The organism is Stenotrophomonas sp. 112478_Sma (genome assembly GCF_056479905.1).
In genome coordinates this window covers 2,780,626-2,801,657 of record NZ_CM151072.1, presented here as the reverse complement: position 1 = coordinate 2,801,657, position 21,032 = coordinate 2,780,626, and the positions used below count along the sequence as shown (strand labels likewise).

Sequence of the window (21,032 nt, the reverse complement as noted above, 5' to 3'; positions counted from 1 at the left end):
CACCGCGGACCGCTCCGATGCCCCTGCCGACCGTCTTCCCGCGCCGCCTGCGCGGTCTTTCCCTGCTGACCCTGCTGGCCGGGCTGGCCCTTCCCGGCCTCACCCTGGCCGCCGATCTGCTGGATGTGGACTACCGGCCCCTGGCCGGCAAGCAGCAGGTCAACCTGCAGCAGCGCTATCACGGCCAGGTGCTGCTGGTGGTCAATACCGCCAGCAAGTGCGGGTACACGCCGCAGTACGAAGGCCTGGAAGCGCTGCAGCAGCGCTATGCACGCCGCGGGTTCGCGGTCCTCGGCTTCCCGTCCAACGATTTCAAGGGCCAGGAACCCGGTGACGAAGCGCAGATCCAGGAATTCTGCACGCTGACCTACGGCGTCAAGTTCCCTATGTTCGAGAAGGTCCACGTGGTCGGCGCGCAGGCCACCCCGCTGTACCAGCGCCTGACCGCGGCAACCGGCGTGGCGCCGGGCTGGAACTTCCACAAGTACCTGGTCGGCCGCGACGGCAGGGTCATCGCCCAGTTCGCCAGCAAGGTCACGCCGGATGATCCGCAGTTGATCGCGGCCATCGACAAGGCACTGGCCGCGCCCGCCGCCACGCGTTGATATCCGGCACGGATGCCTCGACATCGACGGTATGCGTGCGACAATGTTTCTTTTCGCGCCGACGTCGGCGCCCAGTCACTTCCAGGAATGCAGCGAATGAAGATGGGAATGCGCGGCGCAGCGGCGTCGGTTCTGATTCTGGCGATGGGCACTTCGGGTGTCGCTCTGTCGCAACAACCGGCGGCCCCCGCAGCCGCCAAGGAGACCGCAACCTTGAATTCCCCCAAGCAGAAGCTCGGTTACGCCATCGGCCTGGATGTCGCCAAGTCGTTCACCCCGATCGCCGATGAAATCGACGTCGCTGCCCTGCGCACGGCCGTGGAGCGTTCGTTCGAAGGCCTGCAGCCGCAGATCACCCAGGAGCAGGCCAAGGCCACCGATGCCGCCCTGCGCCAGGTCGTGATGGCCCGCAGCGGCCAGCAGGTGCCGGGCGTTGCGCCGGGCTCGCAGCCGCCGAAGGTCGATCGGGTGAAGGTCGCACAGATGATCGGTTCCTACTCGGTGGGTCCGTCGCTGGCACAGCTGAAGGACGACATTGACGTTGCGTCGCTGTTTGACGCAATCAGCACTGGTCTGAGCAAGGGCCAGCCGAAGATGACCGAGGCTGACGCCACGGCCACCATCCAGGCGTTCATGGGCACCAAGCAGGCCGAAATGCAGGCCAAGGCCGCCCAGGCTGCACAGACCAACCGTCAGGAAGGCAATGCATTCCTGGCCAAGAACAAGACCCAGCCGGGCGTGGTGACCACGGCCTCGGGGCTGCAGTACCAGGTGATCCGCCCGGGCAGCGGCGAGCGTCCGCTGCCGACCAGCAAGGTGCGCGTGAACTACGAAGGCAAGCTGCTCGACGGCACCGTCTTTGACAGCTCCGCCAGCCGTGGCCCGGCCGAGTTCGGCCTGGACCAGGTGATCAAGGGCTGGACCGAAGGCGTCGCGCTGATGCCGGTCGGCTCCAAGTACCGCTTCTGGATCCCGGGCGAGCTGGCCTACGGTGAGAACGGCACCCCGGGCGGCCCGATCGGTCCGAACGCCACGCTGACCTTCGACGTCGAACTGCTGGGCGTCCTGCCGTAAGCCACCACGGAGCCTGCACGGACATGCGCGTTGCGATTTTCGGTACCGGTTACGTCGGCCTGGTGACGGGCACCTGCCTGGCCGATGTCGGCCACCAGGTGATCTGCGTCGATATCGACCAGAGCAAGGTCGATGGCCTGAACCAGGGCATCATCCCGATCTATGAGCCGGGCCTGGAGCCGATGGTGAAGGCCAACCACGCTGCGGCGCGGCTGGCGTTCACCACTGATGCGGCCGCGGCGATCGCGCATGGCCAGGTGGTGTTCATCGCCGTGGGCACACCGCCGGACGAGGATGGCAGCGCCGACCTGCAGTACGTGCTGGCCGTGGCCCGCACCATCGGCCGGCACATGAGCGTGCCGACCGTGGTGGTCAACAAGTCGACGGTGCCGGTCGGCACCGCCGACAAGGTCCGTGCAGCGATCACCGACGAACTCGCGGCGCGCGGCGCCGACATCGCCTTCGATGTGGTCTCCAACCCGGAGTTCCTGAAGGAAGGCGACGCGGTCGCCGACTGCATGCGACCGGACCGCATCATCATCGGTGCCACCAGCGACGAGTCGGTGGCGGTGATGCGTCGCCTGTATGCACCGTTCAACCGCAACCACGACCGCGTGGTGGAGATGGACGTACGCTCGGCCGAGCTGACCAAGTACGCCGCCAACGCGATGCTGGCGACCAAGATTTCGTTCATGAACGAGATTGCCAACATTGCCGAGCGTGTCGGCGCCGACGTCGAGCAGGTCCGCCAGGGGATCGGCTCGGACCCGCGCATCGGCTGGCATTTCATCTATCCGGGCGCCGGTTACGGTGGCTCGTGTTTCCCCAAGGATGTGCAGGCGCTGGCCCGCACCGCCCAGCAGAGCGGCCTGGAGCCGAAGCTGCTGAACGCGGTGGAAGCGGTCAACGATGCGCAGAAGGGCCACCTGTTCGCCCTGGTCCAGCGCCACTACGACAAGGGCGAGGACGAGGGCGTGCGCGGCAGGACGTTCGCCGTGTGGGGGCTGGCCTTCAAGCCGAATACCGACGACATGCGCGAGGCCTCCAGCCGCCGCCTGCTGGCGCAGCTGTGGGAGGGTGGGGCGACCGTACGTGCGTTCGACCCCGAAGCCATGCACGAAGCCCAGCGCATCTTCGGTGAGCGCGATGATCTGGTGTTCTGTGACAGCGCCGATGACGCGCTGCAGGGCGCCGATGCGTTGATCGTGGTGACCGAATGGAAGCAGTTCCGCAGCCCTGATTTTTCGATGCTGCGCGAACGGCTGAAGGACGCGGTCGTGTTCGACGGCCGCAACCTGTACGACCCCGCCGAGGTCGAAGCGGCGGGCCTGGCGTACTACGGCATCGGCCGGGGGCGTTCACTGCATGTCTGAGCTGCCGACCGAACGCGAGCAGGCGCTGGAAGCGCGCCTGGTCGAGCTGGAGATGCGTGTGTCCTTCCAGGAACACGCGCTGGCCGAACTGAGCGACGCACTGGCCGATGCCCGGATGCAGGGCACCCGCAACGCCGATGTGCTGCGCGTGCTGCTGGAAGACCTGGGCAAGGTCCGCAACGCACTGAATTCCTCCGATCCGGCGAGCGAACCGCCGCCGCCGCACTACTGATCCATACCCTTATCTATGAGCGATACCCTCCGCGACCAGTTGCTGGGCCTGGGCTTCAAGCCCGCGCCCAAGCCCGAGCGCAAGAATGATGGCCCCCGCCGTGATGGCCGCCCGCAGGGCAAGGGCGGCAACGGCAATGGAAAGCCGCAGGGCGCAGGCAAGGGCGAGCACACGCCCGGTGAGCGTCGCGGTCCCGGTGGTGCGCCGGGCAAGCCGGGGCAGCACCGTGGACAGGGCCCGCGCAGGCCGCGCAGTGCCGAGGAGATGGATCTGGCCAAGGCCTATGCCATCCGTGCCCAGAAGGAGAAGGAAGAGCGCATCGAAGCCGAGCGCCTGAAGCAGGAGGAAGCGCGCCAGCGCCGCGAGGCGAAGGCGAAGCTGGAAGAACTGCTGAAGGACAAGGGCCTGAATGACGAGGCGGCCGACATCGCGCGGCACTTCCCGTATGGCGGCAAGATCAAGCGGATCTATGTCACCGCGGCACAGCTGACCGCGCTCAATGCCGGCGAGCTGGGCGTGGTGCAGCTCAATGGCCGCTATCTGCTGGTCACCGCCGAGGTGCTGAACCAGGCCGAAGCCGTGTTCGCGGCCTCGGTGGCGCTGAAGGTCGATCCGGATGCCCCGGCCGAGGACGATCCCTACGCCGATCCGCAGTACCAGGTGCCGGATGACCTGGTCTGGTAAGCCTGCACCGCAGTGATCGGAAACGCCGGGCAATGCCCGGCGTTGCTGTTTCTGCGCGGTCTATTCGGGATCGTAGTCGAGGTTGGATGCAAGCCAGCGCTCGGCCTGGGCGCGATCCACGCCCTTGCGCCGCGCGTAGTCGCCCACCTGTTCGCGGCTGAGGCGGCCGACCACGAAGTACTGGCTCTGTGGATGGCTGAAGTAGTAGCCGGAGACGGCCGCGGTGGGCAGCATCGCGAAGCTCTCGGTCAGCGTCATGCCCGCGTTGGCTTCCGCCTGCAGCAGATCGAACAGGCGGCGCTTCTCGCTGTGCTCCGGGCACGCTGGATAGCCGGGGGCGGGCCGGATGCCGCGATACTTCTCGTCGATCAGCGCATCGTTGTCCAGCGCTTCGGTGCGGTCATAGCCCCAGAACTCGGTGCGCACCCGCTGGTGCAGGCGTTCGGCCAGTGCTTCGGCGAAGCGGTCGGCCAGGGCCTTGAGCAGGATCGCGTTGTAATCGTCGTGCTCGGCTTCAAAGCGCGCGACATGGGCATCGATGCCGATACCGGCGGTGACCGCGAACGCACCGATCCAGTCCTGTCGCCCGCTGTCGGCCGGTGCGATGAAATCGGCCAGGCAGAAGTCGGGGCGCTCGGCCGGCTTGTCGACCTGCTGGCGAAGGAAGTGCAGGGTGGTCTCGCCCTGTGGATGCTGCACGCGGACATCGTCACCGACACTGTTGGCCGGCCACAGGCCGAACACCGCCTTGGCGGTCAGCCACTTCTCCGCGACGATGCACGCCAGCATCGCCCGGGCGTCGCGGTACAGCTCGCTGGCCTGGGTGCCGACGATCTCGTCAGTGAGGATGGCCGGAAACTTGCCAGCCAGTTCCCAGGCCTGGAAGAACGGCGTCCAGTCGATGTAATCGACCAGTTCCGACAGGGGATAGTCTTCGAACACATGCAGGCCGGGCTGGTTCGGAACCGGGGGCACATAACTGTCCCAGCCGCCCTGGAATTTCTGGCCGCGCGCGTGCTCCAGCGAGACCAGCCGCTTGGCATCGCCACGGTTGCGGTGACGGGCGCGGATCTCGGCGTAGTCGGCTTCATTGGCAGCAACGAAGCCCGCGCGCAGGTCGCGCGAGATCAGCGACTGGGCCACGCCCACCGCGCGCGAGGCATCCTTCACCCACACCGTAGGGGCATGGTAGTGCGGGTCGATCTTCAACGCCGTGTGCGCGCGCGAGGTGGTGGCGCCGCCGATCAGCAATGGCAGGTCGAATCCCTGGCGCTGCATCTCGCGGGCGACATGGCTCATTTCCTCCAGTGACGGCGTGATCAGCCCGGACAGGCCGATCAGGTCGGCCTTATGCTCGCGGGCCGCATCGAGAATCTTCTGCGCCGGCACCATCACGCCCAGATCGACCACCTCGAAGTTGTTGCAGGCAAGGACCACGCCGACGATGTTCTTGCCGATGTCGTGCACATCGCCTTTCACGGTGGCCATGATGATGCGGCCGTTGCTCTTGGCGGTGTCACCGCTGCGGGCCTTCTCCGCCTCGATATAGGGCAGCAGGTAGGCCACCGCCTTTTTCATCACGCGGGCCGACTTCACCACCTGCGGCAGGAACATCTTGCCGGCACCGAACAGGTCGCCGACGACGTTCATGCCATCCATCAACGGCCCTTCGATCACGTCCAGTGGACGGCTGGAGGCCTGCCGTGCCAGTTCGGTGTCCTCTTCCACGAACGCATCCAGCCCGTGCACCAGGGCGTGGGCCAGACGCTGCTCGACCGGCTTGGCGCGCCAGGCCATGTCTTCGCTTTTCACCTTGCCCTTGCTGCCCTTGTAGCGTTCGGCAATCTCCAGCAGGCGCTCGGTGGCGTCGGGGCGGCGGTTGAGGATCACGTCCTCCACGCGCTCGCGCAGGTCCGGCTCCAGTTCGTCATAGATCGGCATGGCACCGGCGTTGACGATGCCCATGTCCATGCCGGCGGCGATGGCGTGGTACAGGAAGACCGAATGGATCGCCTGGCGCACCGTTTCGTTGCCACGGAACGAGAACGACACGTTGGAAACGCCGCCGGAGACGTGGCAGTGCGGCAGGGTCTGCTTGATGATGCGCGTGGCTTCGATGAAGTCCACCGCGTAGTTGTCGTGCTCCTCGATGCCGGTGGCGACAGCGAAGATGTTCGGGTCGAAGATGATGTCCTGTGGCGGGAAGCCGATCTCATCGACCAGAATGCGGTAGGCGCGCGTACAGATCTCGACCTTGCGCGCACAGGTGTCGGCCTGGCCGCTTTCGTCGAACGCCATCACCACCGCTGCCGCGCCGTAACGCAGCACCTTGCGCGCGTGTTCGCGGAACAGGGCCTCGCCTTCCTTCAGCGAGATCGAATTGACCACGCTCTTGCCCTGCAGGCATTTCAGGCCGGCTTCGATCACGCTCCATTTGGACGAGTCGACCATCACCGGAATGCGGGCGATGTCGGGCTCGGACATGATCAGGTTGAGGTAGCGGGTCATCGCCGCCTCGGAGTCGATCAGGCCCTCGTCCATGTTGACGTCGAGGATCTGCGCGCCACTGGCCACTTGTTGCCGGGCCACGTCCACGGCCTCCTCGTAGCGGCCTTCCTTGATCAGCTTGCGGAACTGCGCGCTGCCGGTGACGTTGGTGCGCTCGCCGACGTTGACGAACAGCAGGTCCGGGGTGATGACCAGCGGTTCCAGGCCGGACAGGCGGGTGGGGCGGACAGGCGTCATGGCAGGCAGTGGCTCAGCAACGGCAGGGCGGGAAGTGCGGAACGGTGGCGGCGACGTTCATGCCGCCTGGTCCTGGCGGTCCGGCAGGACACGCGGTGGCAGGCCGGCCACCGCCTGGGCGATGGCACGGATGTGGTCGGGGGTGGACCCGCAGCAGCCGCCGACCAGGTTGAGCAGGCCATCGCGGGCGAAACCGCGCAGGGTCGCCGCCATTTCTTCGGGGGTCTCGTCATACTCGCCGAAGGCATTGGGCAGGCCGGCATTGGGATGCGCGCTGACATGGCAGTCGGCAACCTGCGACAGCGTTTCGACATGCGGGCGCATCGCATCGGCACCCAGCGCGCAGTTCAGGCCGATCGACAGGGGCCGCGCGTGTGCCAGCGAGGCGTGGAAGGCTTCGGCGGTCTGGCCGGACAGGGTGCGGCCGGAGGCATCGGTGATCGTGCCGGAGATCATCACCGGCAGGCGCGCACCGCGCGCATCGAAGGCTTCCTCCACCGCATACAGCGCCGCCTTGGCGTTGAGCGTGTCGAAGATGGTTTCGACCATGAGGGTGTCCGCGCCGCCGTCGATCAGGCCATCGATGGCTTCGCGGTAGGTGTCGCGCAGCTCATCGAAACTGGTGTTGCGGAAGCCCGGATCGTTGACGTCGGGACTGATCGATGCGGTGCGGCTGGTGGGGCCAAGCACGCCGATCACGAAGCGCGGCTTGCCGGGCGTGGTGGCTTCAACGGCATCACAGCAGGCGCGGGCCACGGCGGCGCCGGCCTTGTTCAGTTCGTACACCAGATGCTCGAGGTGGTAGTCGGCCTGGCTGACCGAGGTGGCGTTGAAGGTATTGGTTTCCACCAGGTCCGCGCCGGCTTCCAGGTAGGCGGTGTGGATGTCGGCGATGACCTGCGGCCGGGTGAGCAGCAACAGGTCGTTGTTGCCCTTCAGATCGTGGCCCTGCGGCGCGGCGTGGTCGCAGCCCGGCCCGTGCAGGTGATCGTAGCCATCGGCGAAACGCTCACCGCGGTAGTCGCCTTCCTGCAGGCCATGGCGCTGGATCATCGTGCCCATCGCTCCGTCGATGATCAGGATCCGCTCGCGCAGCGCGCCCAGCAGGGCATTGGCACGTTCGGGGTGCAACCAGGGCAGGACGGGCATGATGATTCCGGACTTAGGGCTTGTTGGCGATCAGCGAGATCACTTCGAAGTGCGGCGGCCGCTTCTCGCGGGTGACCGTCTCCAGGCTGGAAACCTGCAGGCCGGCCTTGTCGACGAACTTCTTCAGTTCCTTGTCGCTGAAGCCCAGGTTGACGTGACCATAGGCTTCCACCGCTGCCTTGTGTTCGTGGCGCGCCAGGCTGCACAGCAGCAGGCGGCCGCCCGGGCGCAGCACGCGCGCGGCTTCGGTGACGGCCTGCGCCGGCTTGCTGGCATAGGTCAGTGCGTGCATCAGCACCACCAGGTCGAAGCTGCGGTCCTTGAAGGGCAGGGCATGCATGTCACCCTCGCGCACTTCCACATTGGGCAGGCGGCGCAGGCGTTCACTGGCAGCGGCCACCACGCGCGCGCTGGTGTCGATGCAGATGTAGCGCTTGGCATGCGGTGCCACCAGTTCGGCCAGCACGCCGTCGCCGGACGCGATATCGAGCACGTCGCCGGTTTCCAGCAGGGGCAGGGCGGTACGCGCCAGCGCCTCCCAGGTGCGGCCCGGAGAATAGTGACGTTCCATGTCGCCGGCCACGCTGTCGGCCCAGTTCTGGTCCGCGGCGCGGCTGGCCAGCACGGCGGCGACCCGTTCAGCGTCCTGTCGCAGCAGTGGATCGTCGCTTCCGTTGCTCAAGGCATGCCACAATGCGCGCTGCGCCGGATCCAGCTGCGCTTCGTCGAAGCGGTAGTAGGCCGACACGCCGGCGCGGCGGTCGCGGACCAGGCCCGCTTCCTTCAGGCGCGCCAGGTGAGTGGACACGCGCGGCTGGGCCAGCCGGGTGATCGCCGAAAGCTCGGCCACGGTCAGCTCTTCCTGCTCCAGCAGCGCCAGCAGGCGCACCCGCGTCGCATCGGCGAACACCTTCAGGCGGGTTGACCAGTCTTCCAGATCCATGAATATCTACCTATCGCGATATAGAGATATATTCGCTGGATCGGCCGCCGTGGTCAAGTCGGTGGCGTATGGAAACTCCCCGGGCCCCGGTACAATCGGCACACCTGGGCGCGCGCTGCGCGCCCATAACCTCATGTACCCGGGAGGGTGTTGTGGATTTCAGCTTTACTGAAGAGCAGTTGATGCTGCAGGACGTGGCGCGGCGCATCGCGCAGGAGAAGATCGCCCCGAGCGCGGAGCATCATGACCGTACCGGCGAGTTCCCGCTGGAGAACATCCGCCTGCTGGGCGAGAACGGCCTGATGGGCATCGAGGTACCGACCGAATACGGCGGCGCCGGCATGGATCCGATCGCGTATGTGCTGGCGATGGTGGAGGTCGCCGCTGGCGACGCGGCCCATTCGACCATCATGTCGGTCAACAATTCGCTGTTCTGCAACGGCATCCTGACCCACGGCAGCGAGGAGCAGAAGCAGAAGTACGTGCGCGCCATCGCGGAGGGCGAGGCCATCGGTGCATTCGCCCTGACCGAGCCGCAGTCCGGTTCGGATGCGACCGCCATGCGTTGCCGCGCGGTCAAGCAGGCCGACGGCACCTACGTCATCAACGGCAAGAAGAGCTGGATCACCTCCGGCCCGGTGGCCCGGTACATCGTGTTGTTCGCGATGAGCGAGCCGGACAAGGGCGCGCGTGGCATCACGGCTTTCCTGGTCGACACCGAAAAGGCCGGCTTCGGCCGTGGCAAGACCGAGCCGAAGCTGGGCATCCGTGCCTCGGCGACCTGCGAGATCGAATTCAACGATTACGTCGCCCAGCCGGAAGACGTGCTGGGCCAGGAGGGCGAGGGCTTCAAGATCGCCATGGGCGTGCTCGATGCCGGGCGCATCGGCATCGCATCGCAGGCCATCGGCATCGCCCGTGCCGCTTATGAAGCGACGCTGGAGTATGTGAAGGAGCGCAAGGCGTTTGGCGCGCCGATCGGTACTTTCCAGATGACCCAGGCCAAGATCGCCGACATGAAGTGCAAGCTGGACGCAGCCCTGCTGCTGACGCTGCGCGCGGCATGGGTGAAGGGCCAGGGCAAGCGTTTCAGCAATGAAGCGGCCATCGCCAAGCTGACGGCGTCGGAAGCGGCGATGTGGATCACCCACCAGGCCGTGCAGATCCATGGTGGCATGGGCTACTCCAAGGAAATGCCGCTGGAGCGCTACTTCCGCGATGCCAAGATCACCGAGATCTACGAGGGCACCTCGGAGATCCAGCGCCTGGTGATCGCCCGCAACGAGACCGGGCTGCGCTGAGTCGAAACGGCTGCGCCGCTGCAACAGCGGCGCAGCCGGTAGATCCATGCCCTGCATGCACGGGCCTGTTGGTCGGGCGATGCCGATCTGTTCCAATGCAGGGCCTTTTTTACAGGTTCTGCAGAGATGATCTATCGAGGTTGGGGAATCCTGACACTGGTGACGCCGATCGCAGCGATCCTGCTGCTGGCTTACCTCTTCCCGCACGATGGCCCCCGGGGCAACATCCCGCTGCCCCAGGTGCTGCTGGGGGCAGGCATTGGTGCAACCGTGAACGTGCTGCTGGGCTTGTGGCTCAACCGTACTCCCCGGCAGAAAGGGGAAACTGCGCCCCACCACTTCTTCTTCGTACCCATGCAATGGGCCGCGCTGGTTCTGCTGGCGGTGTGCGTGGCGGTCGCGCTGCTGCGCTGATCTGCTCTGGCATCCCCCCGCGATAAACAAAAAAGGCCCCGGATCGCTCCGGGGCCTTTTCGTTGCAGCGCAGGGTGGATCAGCGATCCGGACGATGCGCTGCTTCACCCTCACGCTGGCGGCTGAGGAATTCCTTCGACGGCTCGTCCAGCTTGTCGCCGAGCATGCGCCGCACGACCACGAAGAACACCGGGATCATCAGCAGGCCGAGCAGGGTGGCGAACAGCATGCCGCCGATCACGCCGGTACCGATGGCGTGACGGGAGTTGGCGCCGGCGCCGCTGGAGATCGCCATCGGGATCACGCCCATGATGAACGCGAAGGACGTCATCAGGATCGGGCGGAAGCGCAGGCGTGCCGCCTCGATGGTGGCATCGCGCAGGTTCTTGCCCGCCGCACGCTGCTCCACCGCGAACTCCACGATCAGGATCGCGTTCTTCGCCGCCAGGCCGATAACGGTGATGAGGCCGATCTTGAAGAACAGGTCGTTCGGCAGGCCACGCATCATCGACAGGCCGATGGCACCGAGCACGCCCAGTGGCACCACCAGCAGCACCGCCACCGGGATCGACCAGCTTTCATACAGCGCCGCCAGGCACAGGAACACCACCACGATGGACAGTACCAGCAGCAGCGTCGCTGCGTTGCCGGCCAGGATTTCCTGGTAGGACATGCCCGACCAGTCGTAGCCGAAGCCGGCCGGCAGGTCGTTGTTGACGATGCTCTCCATGGTCTGCATCGCCTCACCCGAGCTGGTGCCCGGCGCCTGCGAGCCGACGATGTTGATCGCCGAATAGCCGTTGTAGCGGCTCAGTGACGGCGATGCGGACACCCATTCGGACTTGACCACGGTGCTCAGCGGGATCATCGCGTTGGTGCCGTCGGCGTTGGTGGTCAGGCTGGAGGGGCTGTAGAAGCTCTTCAGCGACTCCTGGCCGGTGCGGTACGGGCCATCGGCCTGCATGGTCACGCGCTTGATGCGGCCTTCGTAGAAGAAGTCGTTGACGTACACCGGCGCCAGCATCAGCTGGATGGTGCTGTACACGTCCGACACCGACATGCCCATCGACTGCGCCTGCACGCGATCCACGTGCAGCTGCAGCTGCGGAGCGTTCTCCAGGCCGTTCGGACGCACGCCAACCAGTGCTTCAGGCTTCTGCGCCGCCTGGCCAAGCAGGATGTTGCGGGCCTGCGTCAGCTGCTCGTAGCCGGCACCACTACGGTCCTGCAGCCACATGTCGAAGCCACCGAACTGGCCCAGGCCCTGCACTGTCGGCAGGTTGACCACGAAGATCTGCGCTTCCTTGATGCCGTAGAACGCGCCGTTCATGTTCTGGATGAACTCCGGCGCGGTGAACTCGCGTTCTTCCCACGGCTTCAGGCGGATGAAGCCCATGCCCACGTTCTCGCCGGAACCGACGAAGCTGAAGCCGGCCACCTGCAGCATGCCTTCAAAGCCATCCTGCTTTTCCAGAATGCCGCGCATCTGCGCGAACACCTCGTTGGTCTGGCCCTTGGTCGAGCCCGGGGGCAGCTGCACGATTGCCAGCGCATAGCCCTGGTCTTCTTCCGGCAGGAAGCTGCCCGGCATGCGCGTGAACAGGAAGCCGCACAGCGCGGTCAGTACCACGAACAGGATCATCCAGCGCGGGGCATGGCGCACCGCCGAGGTGATGTGGCCCACGTAGGTGTGGCTGATCTTGTCGTAGTACTTGTTGAAGGTGCGGTAGACGATGTTCGGGTTGTCGTTGTGCGTCGGCTTCAGGAAGGTCGCGCACAGCGCCGGGGTGAAGCCCAGCGCCAGGAAGGCCGAGAACGCCATCGAGATGGCGATGGTCAGCGCGAACTGCTTGTAGATTTCGCCGGCGGCACCGCCCTGCAGTGCGGACGGGATGAACACCGCTGCCAGCACGACGGTGATCGCCACCACTGCGCCGGTGATCTGGGTCATCGCCTTCTGCGTGGCCGGCTTCGGTGCCAGGCCTTCCTCGCTCATGATGCGTTCGACGTTCTCGATCACCACGATGGCGTCGTCGACCACGATGCCGATCGCCAGCACCATCGCGAACAGGGTCAGCTGGTTGATCGTGAATCCGATCATCCACATGCCCAGGAAGGTACCCAGCAGGGCGACCGGGATGACCAGGGTCGGGATCAGGGTGGCGCGGAAGTTCTGCAGGAAGATCAGCATCACCAGGAACACCAGCAGCACCGCTTCGAACAGCGTCTTGACCACTTCCTGGATCGAGATCTTGACGAAGGTCGTGCTGTCGTACGGCGAGAACCAGGTCACGCCGGCCGGGAAGCTGGGCTGCAGTTCGTCCATCTTGGCGCGCACCGCATCGGCCACGTTCAGGGCGTTGGCGCCCGGCAGCAGCTGGATGGCGAAGGCACCGGTCGGCTTGCCGTTGTACTGGGTGTCGAAGCCGTAGTTGTTGGCACCGAAGGCGACGCGGGCGATGTCCTTGAGCAGCACGCGCGAGCCATCGGCATTGGCGCGCAGGATGATGTTCTCGAACTCCTGCGGCGAGCTGAAACGTCCCTCAGCCGACACGGTGGCGGTGAAGTGCTGGCCTTCCGGCGACGGGTCCGAGCCCAGCGCACCGGCGGCGAACTGCACGTTCTGCGCACGCACGGCAGCCAGGACCTGGCTGGCCGAGAGACCATAACCCTGCATCTTCTCCGGGTTCAGCCAGATGTTCATGGCGTACTCGGAACCGAACTGCTGGGTGCTGCCGACGCCGGGAATGCGCGAGACCTGGTCGAGCACGCGCGAACCGACGATGTCGTTCAGCGCGTCACGGTTGATCGCCGCCGTATCCGACTGCAGGGCCACGACCATCAGGAAGCCGGCATTGGCCTTGGCCACCACCACGCCCTGCTGGGTCACCTCCGACGGCAGTCGTGGCGTCGCCAGCGACACCTTGTTCTGCACCTGCACCTGGGCGATGTCCGGATCGGTACCGGTCTCGAAGGTGAGGGTGATCTGCGCGCGGCCATTGGACGAGGACGAAGAGCTGAAGTACAGCAGGTGATCGATACCGGTCAGCTGCTGCTCGATCACCTGGGTGACCGATTTTTCGGTGGTGTCCGCGCTGGCGCCCGGATAGGTGGCCGAGACGGTCACCTGTGGCGGAGCGATGTTGGGATAGGACTCCACGCCCAGGTTGAGGATCGCGATCACGCCGCTGAGCGAGATCAGGATCGCTACCACCCAGGCGAAGACTGGATGTTCGATGAAAAATTTAGGCATGACGGAAGGTTCCCGTTACTGCTTGTTCGAGTCGGTGGCGGCCGGCGCGGCCTTGTCGGCTGCGTCGGTCTGGGCCGGAGCCTTGTCGGCGGCAGCGGCGGGTGCGGCCGGGCCGGCACCGCCGGCCGCGGGCTTGCCGGCGGCGTCCTGCCCCGGGGTCCAGGGCTTGGCGACGGCCGGGCTGCCTTCCTTGACCTTCTGCACGCCGGCCACGATCACCTTGTCGCCGGCGGCCAGGCCATCGCTGACCAGCCAGTTGCCGCCCTGTGCGCCTTCGGTCTTGACGTTCTTGCGCGCCACCTTGCCATCGGCACCGACCACCATCACGTAGCCGCCCGTGGTGTCGCGCAGCAGCGCCTGCTGCGGCACCAGGTAGGCATTGTTGCGCTCGCCGAGGTTGGCCTGGAAGCTGACGAAGGCTCCCGGCAGCAGGATCTGCTGCGGATTGGGCAGCAGCGCACGCAGCGACACCGCGCCGGTGGCCGGGTCGACCGTAGTCGAGGAGAAGTCGAGGGTTCCCGGCTCGCTGTAGGTGCTGCCATCGGCCAGCTTCACGTTGACGGTGGCCTTGCCGTCGCCGGCCAGGGCCAGGGCGCCCTTGGCCTGCTGCGCGCGCAGCTGGGTCAGCTCGTCCACGCTGAGCGAGAAGTTGACGTACAGCGGATCGAGCTGGTCAACGGTGGTCAGCAGGGTCACGTCGCCCTGGCCGACCAGTGCGCCCTCGGTCACCTGCTGCTTGTTGGCCACGCCGCTGATCGGCGCGGTCACTTCGGCGTAGCCCAGGTTGATCCGCGAGGAGGTCACCGCCGCTTCGGCCTGCTTGACCGCGGCCAGCGCAGTGCGCTCGGCCGATTCGGCGTTGTCCAGGTCGGACTTGGAGACGAACTGCTGCGGTGCCAGCGAGCGGGCACGATCGGCCGCCACCTTGGCGTTGGCGTAGGTGGCGCGCGCCGACGCCAGCTGGGCCTCGGACGCGTTCAGCGAGGCGCGCAGCGGTGCCGGGTCGATCAGGAACAGGGTCTGCCCCTGCTTGACCTGGGAGCCTTCCTGGTAGACGCGCTTGAGCAGCACGCCCGGCACGCGTGCGCGGACATCGGCACTGCGGAACGGCGACAGGCGGCCGACCAGCTCGCGCTGCAGCGGCAGGGTCTGCGGCTTCGCATCGATCACGCCCACCTCCGGCGGCGGGGGTGTCTGCTGTTCCGGTTTCTTGCAGGCAGCCAGCGCGACAGCAACGGCGCACGTCAAGGCAAGGGTGCGGAGTGGGGCGGTCATCAGGAGGAACTCCGGGGTTGGTTTGTAGACGGGGCCGGCGACGGTTGCGGCGCAAACGCGCGCAGGAAGCTGTCGACGGAGAACTCTGCCCAGCGCCGACGCAGGAGCGCGTCATCACGATGGGGGGTATGGAAGCGCTGTTTGTCGAAATCCTGACCGGCGATCATGCTCAGCAGCAGTTCGGCCATGAAGTGCGGGTCGTCATGCCGGAGCAGGCCACGCCTGCAAACGGTTTCAATCCATTCAGAAAGATGAAGTGTCAGCGCGCCAGCACCATGCCGGTACAGCGCCCGGGCCTCTTCGGGGAACTGGGCGGCATCTGCAGCGATCAGCCGGCAGGCCTGGCCGACATGCGGTTGGTTGAAATGCTCCAGGAAGTCGATGGCGAACTGCAACAGGCTGGCACGCAGGTCGTCACTGCGGAGTGCACGCAGCATTGCCCCCGTCGCGTGTCCCACATGCCGCTGCATCACCCGCCGCAGCAGTTCCTGCTTGCTGCCATAGCGCGAGTACAGGGTCTGCTTGGAGCAGCCGGCCTGCTGGGCCACCGCATCCATGCTCATCTGCATGCCCTGCCGGGCCAGCAGTTCGCGCACGGCATCGAACACGCGCTCATCGCGCGCATCGAGGGCAACGGGGAAGTAGGCCGGGTTCACGCGGTGGACTATACCGTCCAGTTCAGGATTGTGGAATCGAAACGACGTTCCCGCGTGTGTCTTCCGGTAACACGCTTTGCCGATCCTGTCGGCAAGGCGGCCGCCCCCCGCTCGCTCCGTACCTGGGCGAACTGAATAGGCGTCTAAACCGCAGCAAACCCGAATCTGCTTATTCCGTCCTGCAGCAAGGCCTTTTCGCGCGGGAGGGCTACAATTTCATTTTCCCAACTGAGCAAGCGCATCGCTCTGCCATGAAACCGCAAAAAACCGCAGCCAAGACCGTGAAAAACAAGACCAAACCAGCTGAGTCGGAGGTCGCAGTGACCGCTGGTTTCTCCCTGGAGCCGGTATACACGGCCTTGCGCAAGCGTTACCCGGCGGCCGCCCAGGCCGAAGCAGTGGCGTTTGCCGCTGACTTCTACAAGCGCATGGAGGCGGACGAGTTCCCGCACCACAGCGCTGAAGAGTGGGCCGCGCTCGCGGCCGAGACGCTGGAGTTCGCCCGTGCCCGCAAGGCCGGCAAGGCCAACGTGCGCGTGTTCAATCCGACGGTGAAGGCGAACGGTTGGGAATCGCCGCACACCGTGCTGCAGATCATCAACGACGACATGCCGTTCCTGGTCGATACCGTGACCATGTCACTGGCCGAACAGGGCGTGGGCGTGCACGTGCTCGGCCACCCGGTGCTGCGCTTCACCCGCGACAAGGCCGGCAAGCTGGTCAAGGTCGGCGAGGGCGAGGCCGAATCGGTGATGCTGCTGGAGATCGACCGCCAGCCGGCCGATGCCATGGCCGCCATCGAGCAGGCCATCGGCAAGGCGCTGGACGAAGTGCGGGCGATCGTGCGCGATTGGCAGCCGATGAAGGACAAGGCACTGGCACTGGCCGACGATCTGGGCAGCCGTGCGCTGCCGGTCGACGATGCCTCGCGCAGGGAAGCGCAGGAGTTCCTGCGCTGGGCCGCCGACAACCACTTCACCTTCTTCGGCTACCGCGAGTACCGCGTCGAGAAGCAGGGCAAGGAAGACGTGCTGGCGCCGCTGAACGAGACCGGCCTGGGCCTGATGCGCGGCAAGGACAAGTCCGCCGCACGCCCGGTCAAGACGCTCGCCGCCCAGGGCCTCAACGCCACGTCGGGGCTGAAGGACGCGCTGATCCTGACCAAGACCAATGCGCGCTCCCGCGTGCACCGCGCCGGCTACATGGACTACATCGGCGTGCTGGAATTCGACGCCAAGGGCAGGATCATCGGCGAGCAGCGCTTCCTCGGCCTGTTCACCTCCAGTGCCTACAACCGCCGTCCGTGGGAAATCCCGCTGGTGCGCCAGCGCCACGAATACGTGATGAAGCAGTCCGGCCTGGCCGCGTCCAGCCACAGCGGCAAGGCCCTGCGCCACATCCTGGAAACCCTGCCGCGCGAAGAACTGTTCCAGTCCAGCGAGGACGAACTGTTCCGCACCGCGATGGGCGTTCTGGGCCTGCAGGAGCGCGTGCGCAGCCGCCTGTTCCTGCGCCGTGACAAGTACAGCCGCTTCATCTCCGCGCTGGTCTACCTGCCGCGCGAGCGCTTCAACACCGACGTGCGCCTGCGCATCGAGGCGATGCTGAAGGAAGCGCTGCATGGCGAGTACGTCGACAGCTCGGTGGTGCTGGGTGAATCGCCGCTGGCGCAGGTGCATCTGATCGTGCGCCCGAAGCCCGGCGAGATGCTTGACGTGGATACCGCCGAACTGGAGCGCAAGCTCGCCCAGGTGCTGCGCAACTGGCAGGACGACCTGCGCGAAGCGCTGGTGGCCCGTCATGGCGAAAGCGAAGGCCTGCGCATCGCGGCCCGCATCGGCAAGGCACTGCCGGCCGGCTACATCGAAGACAACAGCACCGCAGTTGCCGCCAACGACGTCAGCCAGCTCGACGCGCTGACCGGTCCGGACGATCTGCGCCTGAGCCTGCAGGCGGTGCCGCGCGAAAGCGGCGATGGCCTGCGCCTGAAGCTGTACCGCCAGCTGGACGACATTCCGCTGTCCGACGCGCTGCCGATGATGGAGAACATGGGCCTGCGCGTGATCGCCGAGCGCCCGTACCGCCTGTCGGTCGACAACGCTCCGGTATACGTGCAGGACTTCGAGGTCGAATCGACGGCCGGTGCGATCGATGCCGCCAGCGTCGACGAAGCATTCGGCGAAACCTTTGCCCGCGTCTGGCACGGTGATGCCGAGAACGATGGCTTCAACCGCCTGGTGCTGGCCGCCGGCCTGCACTGGCGCCAGGTCGCCATGCTGCGCGGCTACTGCAAGTATCTGCTGCAGACCGGCGTGCCGTTCTCGCAGGCGTACGTGGAAGGCACGTTCGCCCGCTATCCGCTGCTGGCGCGCCTGCTGGTCGAACTGTTCGAAGCGCGCTTCGATCCGGCCACCGGCCACGAGAGCAAGGACGACATCGCGGCCGGCCAGGCCCAGCTGAAGGCCCACTTCGATGTGCTGGCCGCCGGCGACGAGGCCACCCTGAAGGTGCTCAAGACTGTGGTCGATGCCCGCAAGGGTGACCGCGACGCGCAGATGCAGGCCGCGCGCGATGCGCTGCTGAAGCTGATGGACCGCGTGTCGAGCCTGGACGAAGACCGCATCCTGCGTTCGTTCATGGGCGTGATCGATGCCACCCTGCGTACCAGCTACTACCAGACCGACGCCAATGGCCAGCACGGCCATGTGATCAGCTTCAAGTTCGACTCGGCGCTGGTGCCGGACCTGCCGAAGCCGCGTCCGTACCGCGAGATCTTCGTCTACGGTCCGCGCGTGGAAGGTACCCACCTGCGCTTCGGCGCGGTGGCCCGTGGCGGCCTGCGCTGGTCGGACCGTCGCGAAGACTTCCGTACCGAAGTGCTGGGTCTGGTCAAGGCGCAGATGGTCAAGAACACCGTCATCGTGCCGGTCGGTGCGAAGGGCGGCTTCTTCGCCAAGACCCCGCCGGTGAACGGCGACCGCGACGCGATCTTCGCCAACGGCGTGGCCTGCTACAAGCTGTTCATCCAGGGCCTGCTGGACATCACCGACAACATCGTCAACAACAAGATCGTGCCGCCGGTGGATGTCGTGCGGCACGACATGGACGATCCGTACCTGGTGGTGGCCGCCGACAAGGGCACGGCGACCTTCTCCGATATCGCCAACGGCCTGGCCATCGCGCACGGCTTCTGGATGGGCGATGCGTTCGCCTCCGGTGGTTCGGTGGGGTACGACCACAAGGGCATGGGCATCACCGCGCGCGGTGCATGGGAGTCGGTCAAGCGCCACTTCCGTGCGCTCGGCCGTGACAGCCAGAGCCAGGACTTCACCGCGGTCGGCGTCGGCGACATGTCCGGCGATGTGTTCGGCAACGGCATGCTGCTGTCGCGCCACATCCGTCTCGTCGCGGCATTCGACCACCGCCATATCTTCCTTGACCCGAACCCGGACGCGGCGACCTCGTTCGTCGAGCGCGAGCGCATGTTCACCGTGCCGCGTTCGAGCTGGGCAGACTACGACGCCAAGCTGATCAGCAAGGGCGGCGGCGTGTACCCGCGCAGCCTGAAGTCGATCGAGATCACCCCCCAGGTGCGTGAAGCGCTGGGCCTGGACGAGAACGTCAAGGCGCTGTCGCCGAACGACCTGATGAGCGCGATCCTGAAGGCACCGGTGGACCTGCTGTGGAACGGCGGCATCGGCACCTACGTGAAGGCCGCCAGCGAGCAGCACAGCGATGTCGGCGACCGTGCCAACAACGCACTGCGCGTGAACGGTGGCGAGCTGCGCTGCAAGGTGGTGGGCGAGGGCGGCAACCTCGGCATGACCCAGCTGGGCCGTATCGAGGCCGCGCAGGCCGGCGTGCTGCTCAACACGGACTTCATCGACAACTCGGCCGGCGTGGATACGTCGGACCATGAAGTCAACATCAAGATCCTGCTCAATGATGTGGTGCGGGCGAAGAAGCTGACGGTCGACCAGCGCAACAAGCTGCTGGCCTCGATGACCGATGAAGTCGCGGACCTGGTGCTCAACGACAACTATCGCCAGAACCAGGCGCTGAGCCTCATGGAGCGGATGGCGGTCAAGCGCCTGGGTTCCAAGCAGCACTTCATCCGCACCCTGGAACAGCAGGGGCTGCTGGATCGGCAGATCGAGTTCCTGCCGTCCGATGCCGAGCTGTCCCAGCGCAAGGCGCGCGGCCAGGGCCTGACCCGTCCGGAGCTGTCGGTGCTGCTGTCCTACTCCAAGCTGGTGGCGTTCAACCAGCTGCTGGAGTCGGATATTCCGGAAGATCCGTACCTCTCCAAGGAGCTGCTGCGCTACTTCCCCACACCGCTGCAGAAGAAGTACGCCGATGCGATGGAGCGTCACCGCCTGAAGCGCGAGATCATCGCCACGGCGGTGACCAACCAGACCATCAACCGCATGGGCGCAACGTTCCTGATGCGCATGCAGGAAGACACCGGCCGCTCCATCGCCGAGGTCGCCAAGGCCTACACCATCAGCCGCGAGACGCTGGATGCGCGCGCGCTGTGGGCGCAGATCGACGCCCTCGACGGCAAGGTGCCGGAGTCGGTGCAGATCGACGCGCTGGAGGTGATCTGGAAGCTGCAGCGTTCGTTCGTGCGCTGGCTGCTGTCGCGTCCGGGTGCGATGCCGGGCATCACTGAAGCGGTCAACCGCTATCAGGGCCCGTTCAACGACATCCGTGTCGCGTCGGGTGTGCTGCCGGACTCGCAGCGTCCGACCTACGAGGCGCTGGTGGCCGAGTGGAAGGAGAAGGGCCTGCCGTCCGCGCTGGCACAGCAGCTGTCCGAGCTGCACTTCCTGGAACCGGCGTTCGACATCATCGAACTGGCCCGTACCCGCAAGCTGAAGCCGGTGGACGTGTCCAAGGTGCACTTCCGCCTGGGCGATGCCCTGCAGCTGCCGTGGCTGTTCGAGCAGGTCGATGCACTGGAAGTCAACGGCCGTTGGCATGCGGTGGCACGCGGCGTGCTGCGCGACGAGCTGGCCGCCAACCATCGCAACCTGGCCGGTCAGGTGCTCGCCACCAAGGGCGGCAGTGCCGAGGCCAAGGTGGCTGCATGGATGGGCCGCGATGACAACAGCCTGCGCTTCACCCTGGCAATGCTGGCGGAACTGGCCGAGCAGAAGACCCTGGACTACCCGACCGTCTCGGTCGCGGTCCAGCGCCTGGGCCAGCTGGCCGCACACGGTGCGTGACTGATGTAGTGCCGGGCCACGCCCGGCCTGCGTGAAACGGAGCGGCCCCGCGAAAGCGGGGCCGTTCTGTTTCTGGCCATTGGCGATTCGCCGGGCATGG

The 21,032-nt window shown here is 66.1% G+C and carries 14 protein-coding genes; 8 read left to right on the top strand and 6 right to left on the bottom strand.

Annotated features, from left to right (window positions below):
- The first annotated feature begins 17 nt into the window (after positions 1-17).
- From ACZK08_RS12810 to ACZK08_RS12790, 5 genes are all read left to right on the top strand, one after another.
- The gene (locus tag ACZK08_RS12810) at positions 18-605 is read left to right on the top strand and encodes a glutathione peroxidase (protein WP_053515396.1); all 588 of its coding nucleotides are present in this window, start codon (positions 18-20) and stop codon (positions 603-605) included.
- Between the two features lie 96 nt (positions 606-701).
- On the top strand, positions 702-1,679 hold the full coding sequence (locus tag ACZK08_RS12805) for an FKBP-type peptidyl-prolyl cis-trans isomerase N-terminal domain-containing protein (protein ID WP_065182910.1): 978 nt from the start codon (positions 702-704) through the stop codon (positions 1,677-1,679).
- Positions 1,680-1,702: 23 nt separating this feature from the next.
- A complete protein-coding gene (locus tag ACZK08_RS12800; protein ID WP_065182909.1) occupies positions 1,703-3,052 on the top strand; it encodes a UDP-glucose dehydrogenase family protein in 1,350 nt (449 codons plus the stop codon).
- Positions 3,045-3,284, top strand: a complete 240-nt coding sequence (locus ACZK08_RS12795) for a SlyX family protein (protein ID WP_053515402.1) — start codon at positions 3,045-3,047, stop codon at positions 3,282-3,284. The genes ACZK08_RS12800 and ACZK08_RS12795 overlap by 8 nt, the downstream gene beginning before the upstream one ends.
- Before the next feature lie 15 nt (positions 3,285-3,299).
- Entirely contained in the window at positions 3,300-3,968 is a 669-nt protein-coding gene (locus ACZK08_RS12790; protein ID WP_053515404.1) for a DUF2058 domain-containing protein, read from the top strand.
- 60 nt (positions 3,969-4,028) lie between these two features.
- Here ACZK08_RS12790 and metH read toward each other — a convergent pair whose 3' ends face one another.
- From metH to ACZK08_RS12775, 3 genes are read right to left on the bottom strand one after another with little or no spacing between them, the layout of a single operon-like run.
- Positions 4,029-6,713 (bottom strand): methionine synthase, encoded by a 2,685-nt coding sequence (gene metH, locus ACZK08_RS12785; protein WP_065182908.1) that lies wholly within the window; start codon positions 6,711-6,713, stop codon positions 4,029-4,031.
- Between the two features lie 57 nt (positions 6,714-6,770).
- Entirely contained in the window at positions 6,771-7,862 is a 1,092-nt protein-coding gene (locus ACZK08_RS12780) for a homocysteine S-methyltransferase family protein (RefSeq protein ID WP_065176054.1), read from the bottom strand.
- A gap of 13 nt (positions 7,863-7,875) precedes the next feature.
- Positions 7,876-8,805, bottom strand: a complete 930-nt coding sequence (locus ACZK08_RS12775; protein ID WP_053515410.1) for an ArsR/SmtB family transcription factor — start codon at positions 8,803-8,805, stop codon at positions 7,876-7,878.
- 152 nt (positions 8,806-8,957) lie between these two features.
- On the opposite strand from ACZK08_RS12775, the gene ACZK08_RS12770 reads away from it, so the two are divergent.
- Both ACZK08_RS12770 and ACZK08_RS12765 read left to right on the top strand, forming a co-directional pair.
- Entirely contained in the window at positions 8,958-10,106 is a 1,149-nt protein-coding gene (locus tag ACZK08_RS12770; protein ID WP_053515412.1) for an acyl-CoA dehydrogenase family protein, read from the top strand.
- A gap of 126 nt (positions 10,107-10,232) precedes the next feature.
- Positions 10,233-10,520, top strand: a complete 288-nt coding sequence (locus tag ACZK08_RS12765) for a hypothetical protein (RefSeq protein WP_053515414.1) — start codon at positions 10,233-10,235, stop codon at positions 10,518-10,520.
- A 79-nt stretch (positions 10,521-10,599) separates the two neighbouring features.
- On the opposite strand, the gene ACZK08_RS12760 is transcribed toward ACZK08_RS12765, so the two are convergent.
- The 3 genes from ACZK08_RS12760 to ACZK08_RS12750 are packed head-to-tail and all read right to left on the bottom strand — an operon-like array spanning position 10,600 to position 15,704.
- Complete coding sequence (locus ACZK08_RS12760; protein ID WP_053515416.1) at positions 10,600-13,773, bottom strand: multidrug efflux RND transporter permease subunit; 3,174 nt, start codon at positions 13,771-13,773, stop codon at positions 10,600-10,602.
- Between the two features lie 15 nt (positions 13,774-13,788).
- Entirely contained in the window at positions 13,789-15,048 is a 1,260-nt protein-coding gene (locus ACZK08_RS12755; RefSeq protein WP_053515418.1) for an efflux RND transporter periplasmic adaptor subunit, read from the bottom strand.
- Positions 15,048-15,704, bottom strand: coding sequence for a TetR/AcrR family transcriptional regulator (locus ACZK08_RS12750; protein WP_053515419.1), 657 nt, complete (start codon positions 15,702-15,704; stop codon positions 15,048-15,050). Before ACZK08_RS12750 ends, ACZK08_RS12755 begins: the two co-directional genes overlap by 1 nt.
- 251 nt (positions 15,705-15,955) lie before the next feature.
- Here ACZK08_RS12750 and ACZK08_RS12745 point away from each other — a divergent pair, with 251 nt between their 5' ends.
- A complete protein-coding gene (locus tag ACZK08_RS12745) occupies positions 15,956-20,932 on the top strand; it encodes an NAD-glutamate dehydrogenase (protein ID WP_065182907.1) in 4,977 nt (1,658 codons plus the stop codon).
- Positions 20,933-21,032: the final 100 nt, after the last annotated feature.

What these genes read in the sequence shown, in the direction of transcription:
- ACZK08_RS12810 (WP_053515396.1), top strand. Translation starts at nt 18, where the DNA reads ATGCCCCTGCCGACCGTCTTCCCGCGCCGCCTGCGCGGTCTTTCCCTG.
- ACZK08_RS12775 (WP_053515410.1), bottom strand. Translation starts at nt 8,805, where the DNA reads ATGGATCTGGAAGACTGGTCAACCCGCCTGAAGGTGTTCGCCGATGCG.
- ACZK08_RS12790 (WP_053515404.1), top strand. Translation starts at nt 3,300, where the DNA reads ATGAGCGATACCCTCCGCGACCAGTTGCTGGGCCTGGGCTTCAAGCCC.
- ACZK08_RS12765 (WP_053515414.1), top strand. Translation starts at nt 10,233, where the DNA reads ATGATCTATCGAGGTTGGGGAATCCTGACACTGGTGACGCCGATCGCA.
- ACZK08_RS12755 (WP_053515418.1), bottom strand. Translation starts at nt 15,048, where the DNA reads ATGACCGCCCCACTCCGCACCCTTGCCTTGACGTGCGCCGTTGCTGTC.
- ACZK08_RS12760 (WP_053515416.1), bottom strand. Translation starts at nt 13,773, where the DNA reads ATGCCTAAATTTTTCATCGAACATCCAGTCTTCGCCTGGGTGGTAGCG.
- ACZK08_RS12805 (WP_065182910.1), top strand. Translation starts at nt 702, where the DNA reads ATGAAGATGGGAATGCGCGGCGCAGCGGCGTCGGTTCTGATTCTGGCG.
- ACZK08_RS12745 (WP_065182907.1), top strand. Translation starts at nt 15,956, where the DNA reads ATGAAACCGCAAAAAACCGCAGCCAAGACCGTGAAAAACAAGACCAAA.
- ACZK08_RS12800 (WP_065182909.1), top strand. Translation starts at nt 1,703, where the DNA reads ATGCGCGTTGCGATTTTCGGTACCGGTTACGTCGGCCTGGTGACGGGC.
- ACZK08_RS12795 (WP_053515402.1), top strand. Translation starts at nt 3,045, where the DNA reads ATGTCTGAGCTGCCGACCGAACGCGAGCAGGCGCTGGAAGCGCGCCTG.
- ACZK08_RS12780 (WP_065176054.1), bottom strand. Translation starts at nt 7,862, where the DNA reads ATGCCCGTCCTGCCCTGGTTGCACCCCGAACGTGCCAATGCCCTGCTG.
- metH (WP_065182908.1), bottom strand. Translation starts at nt 6,713, where the DNA reads ATGACGCCTGTCCGCCCCACCCGCCTGTCCGGCCTGGAACCGCTGGTC.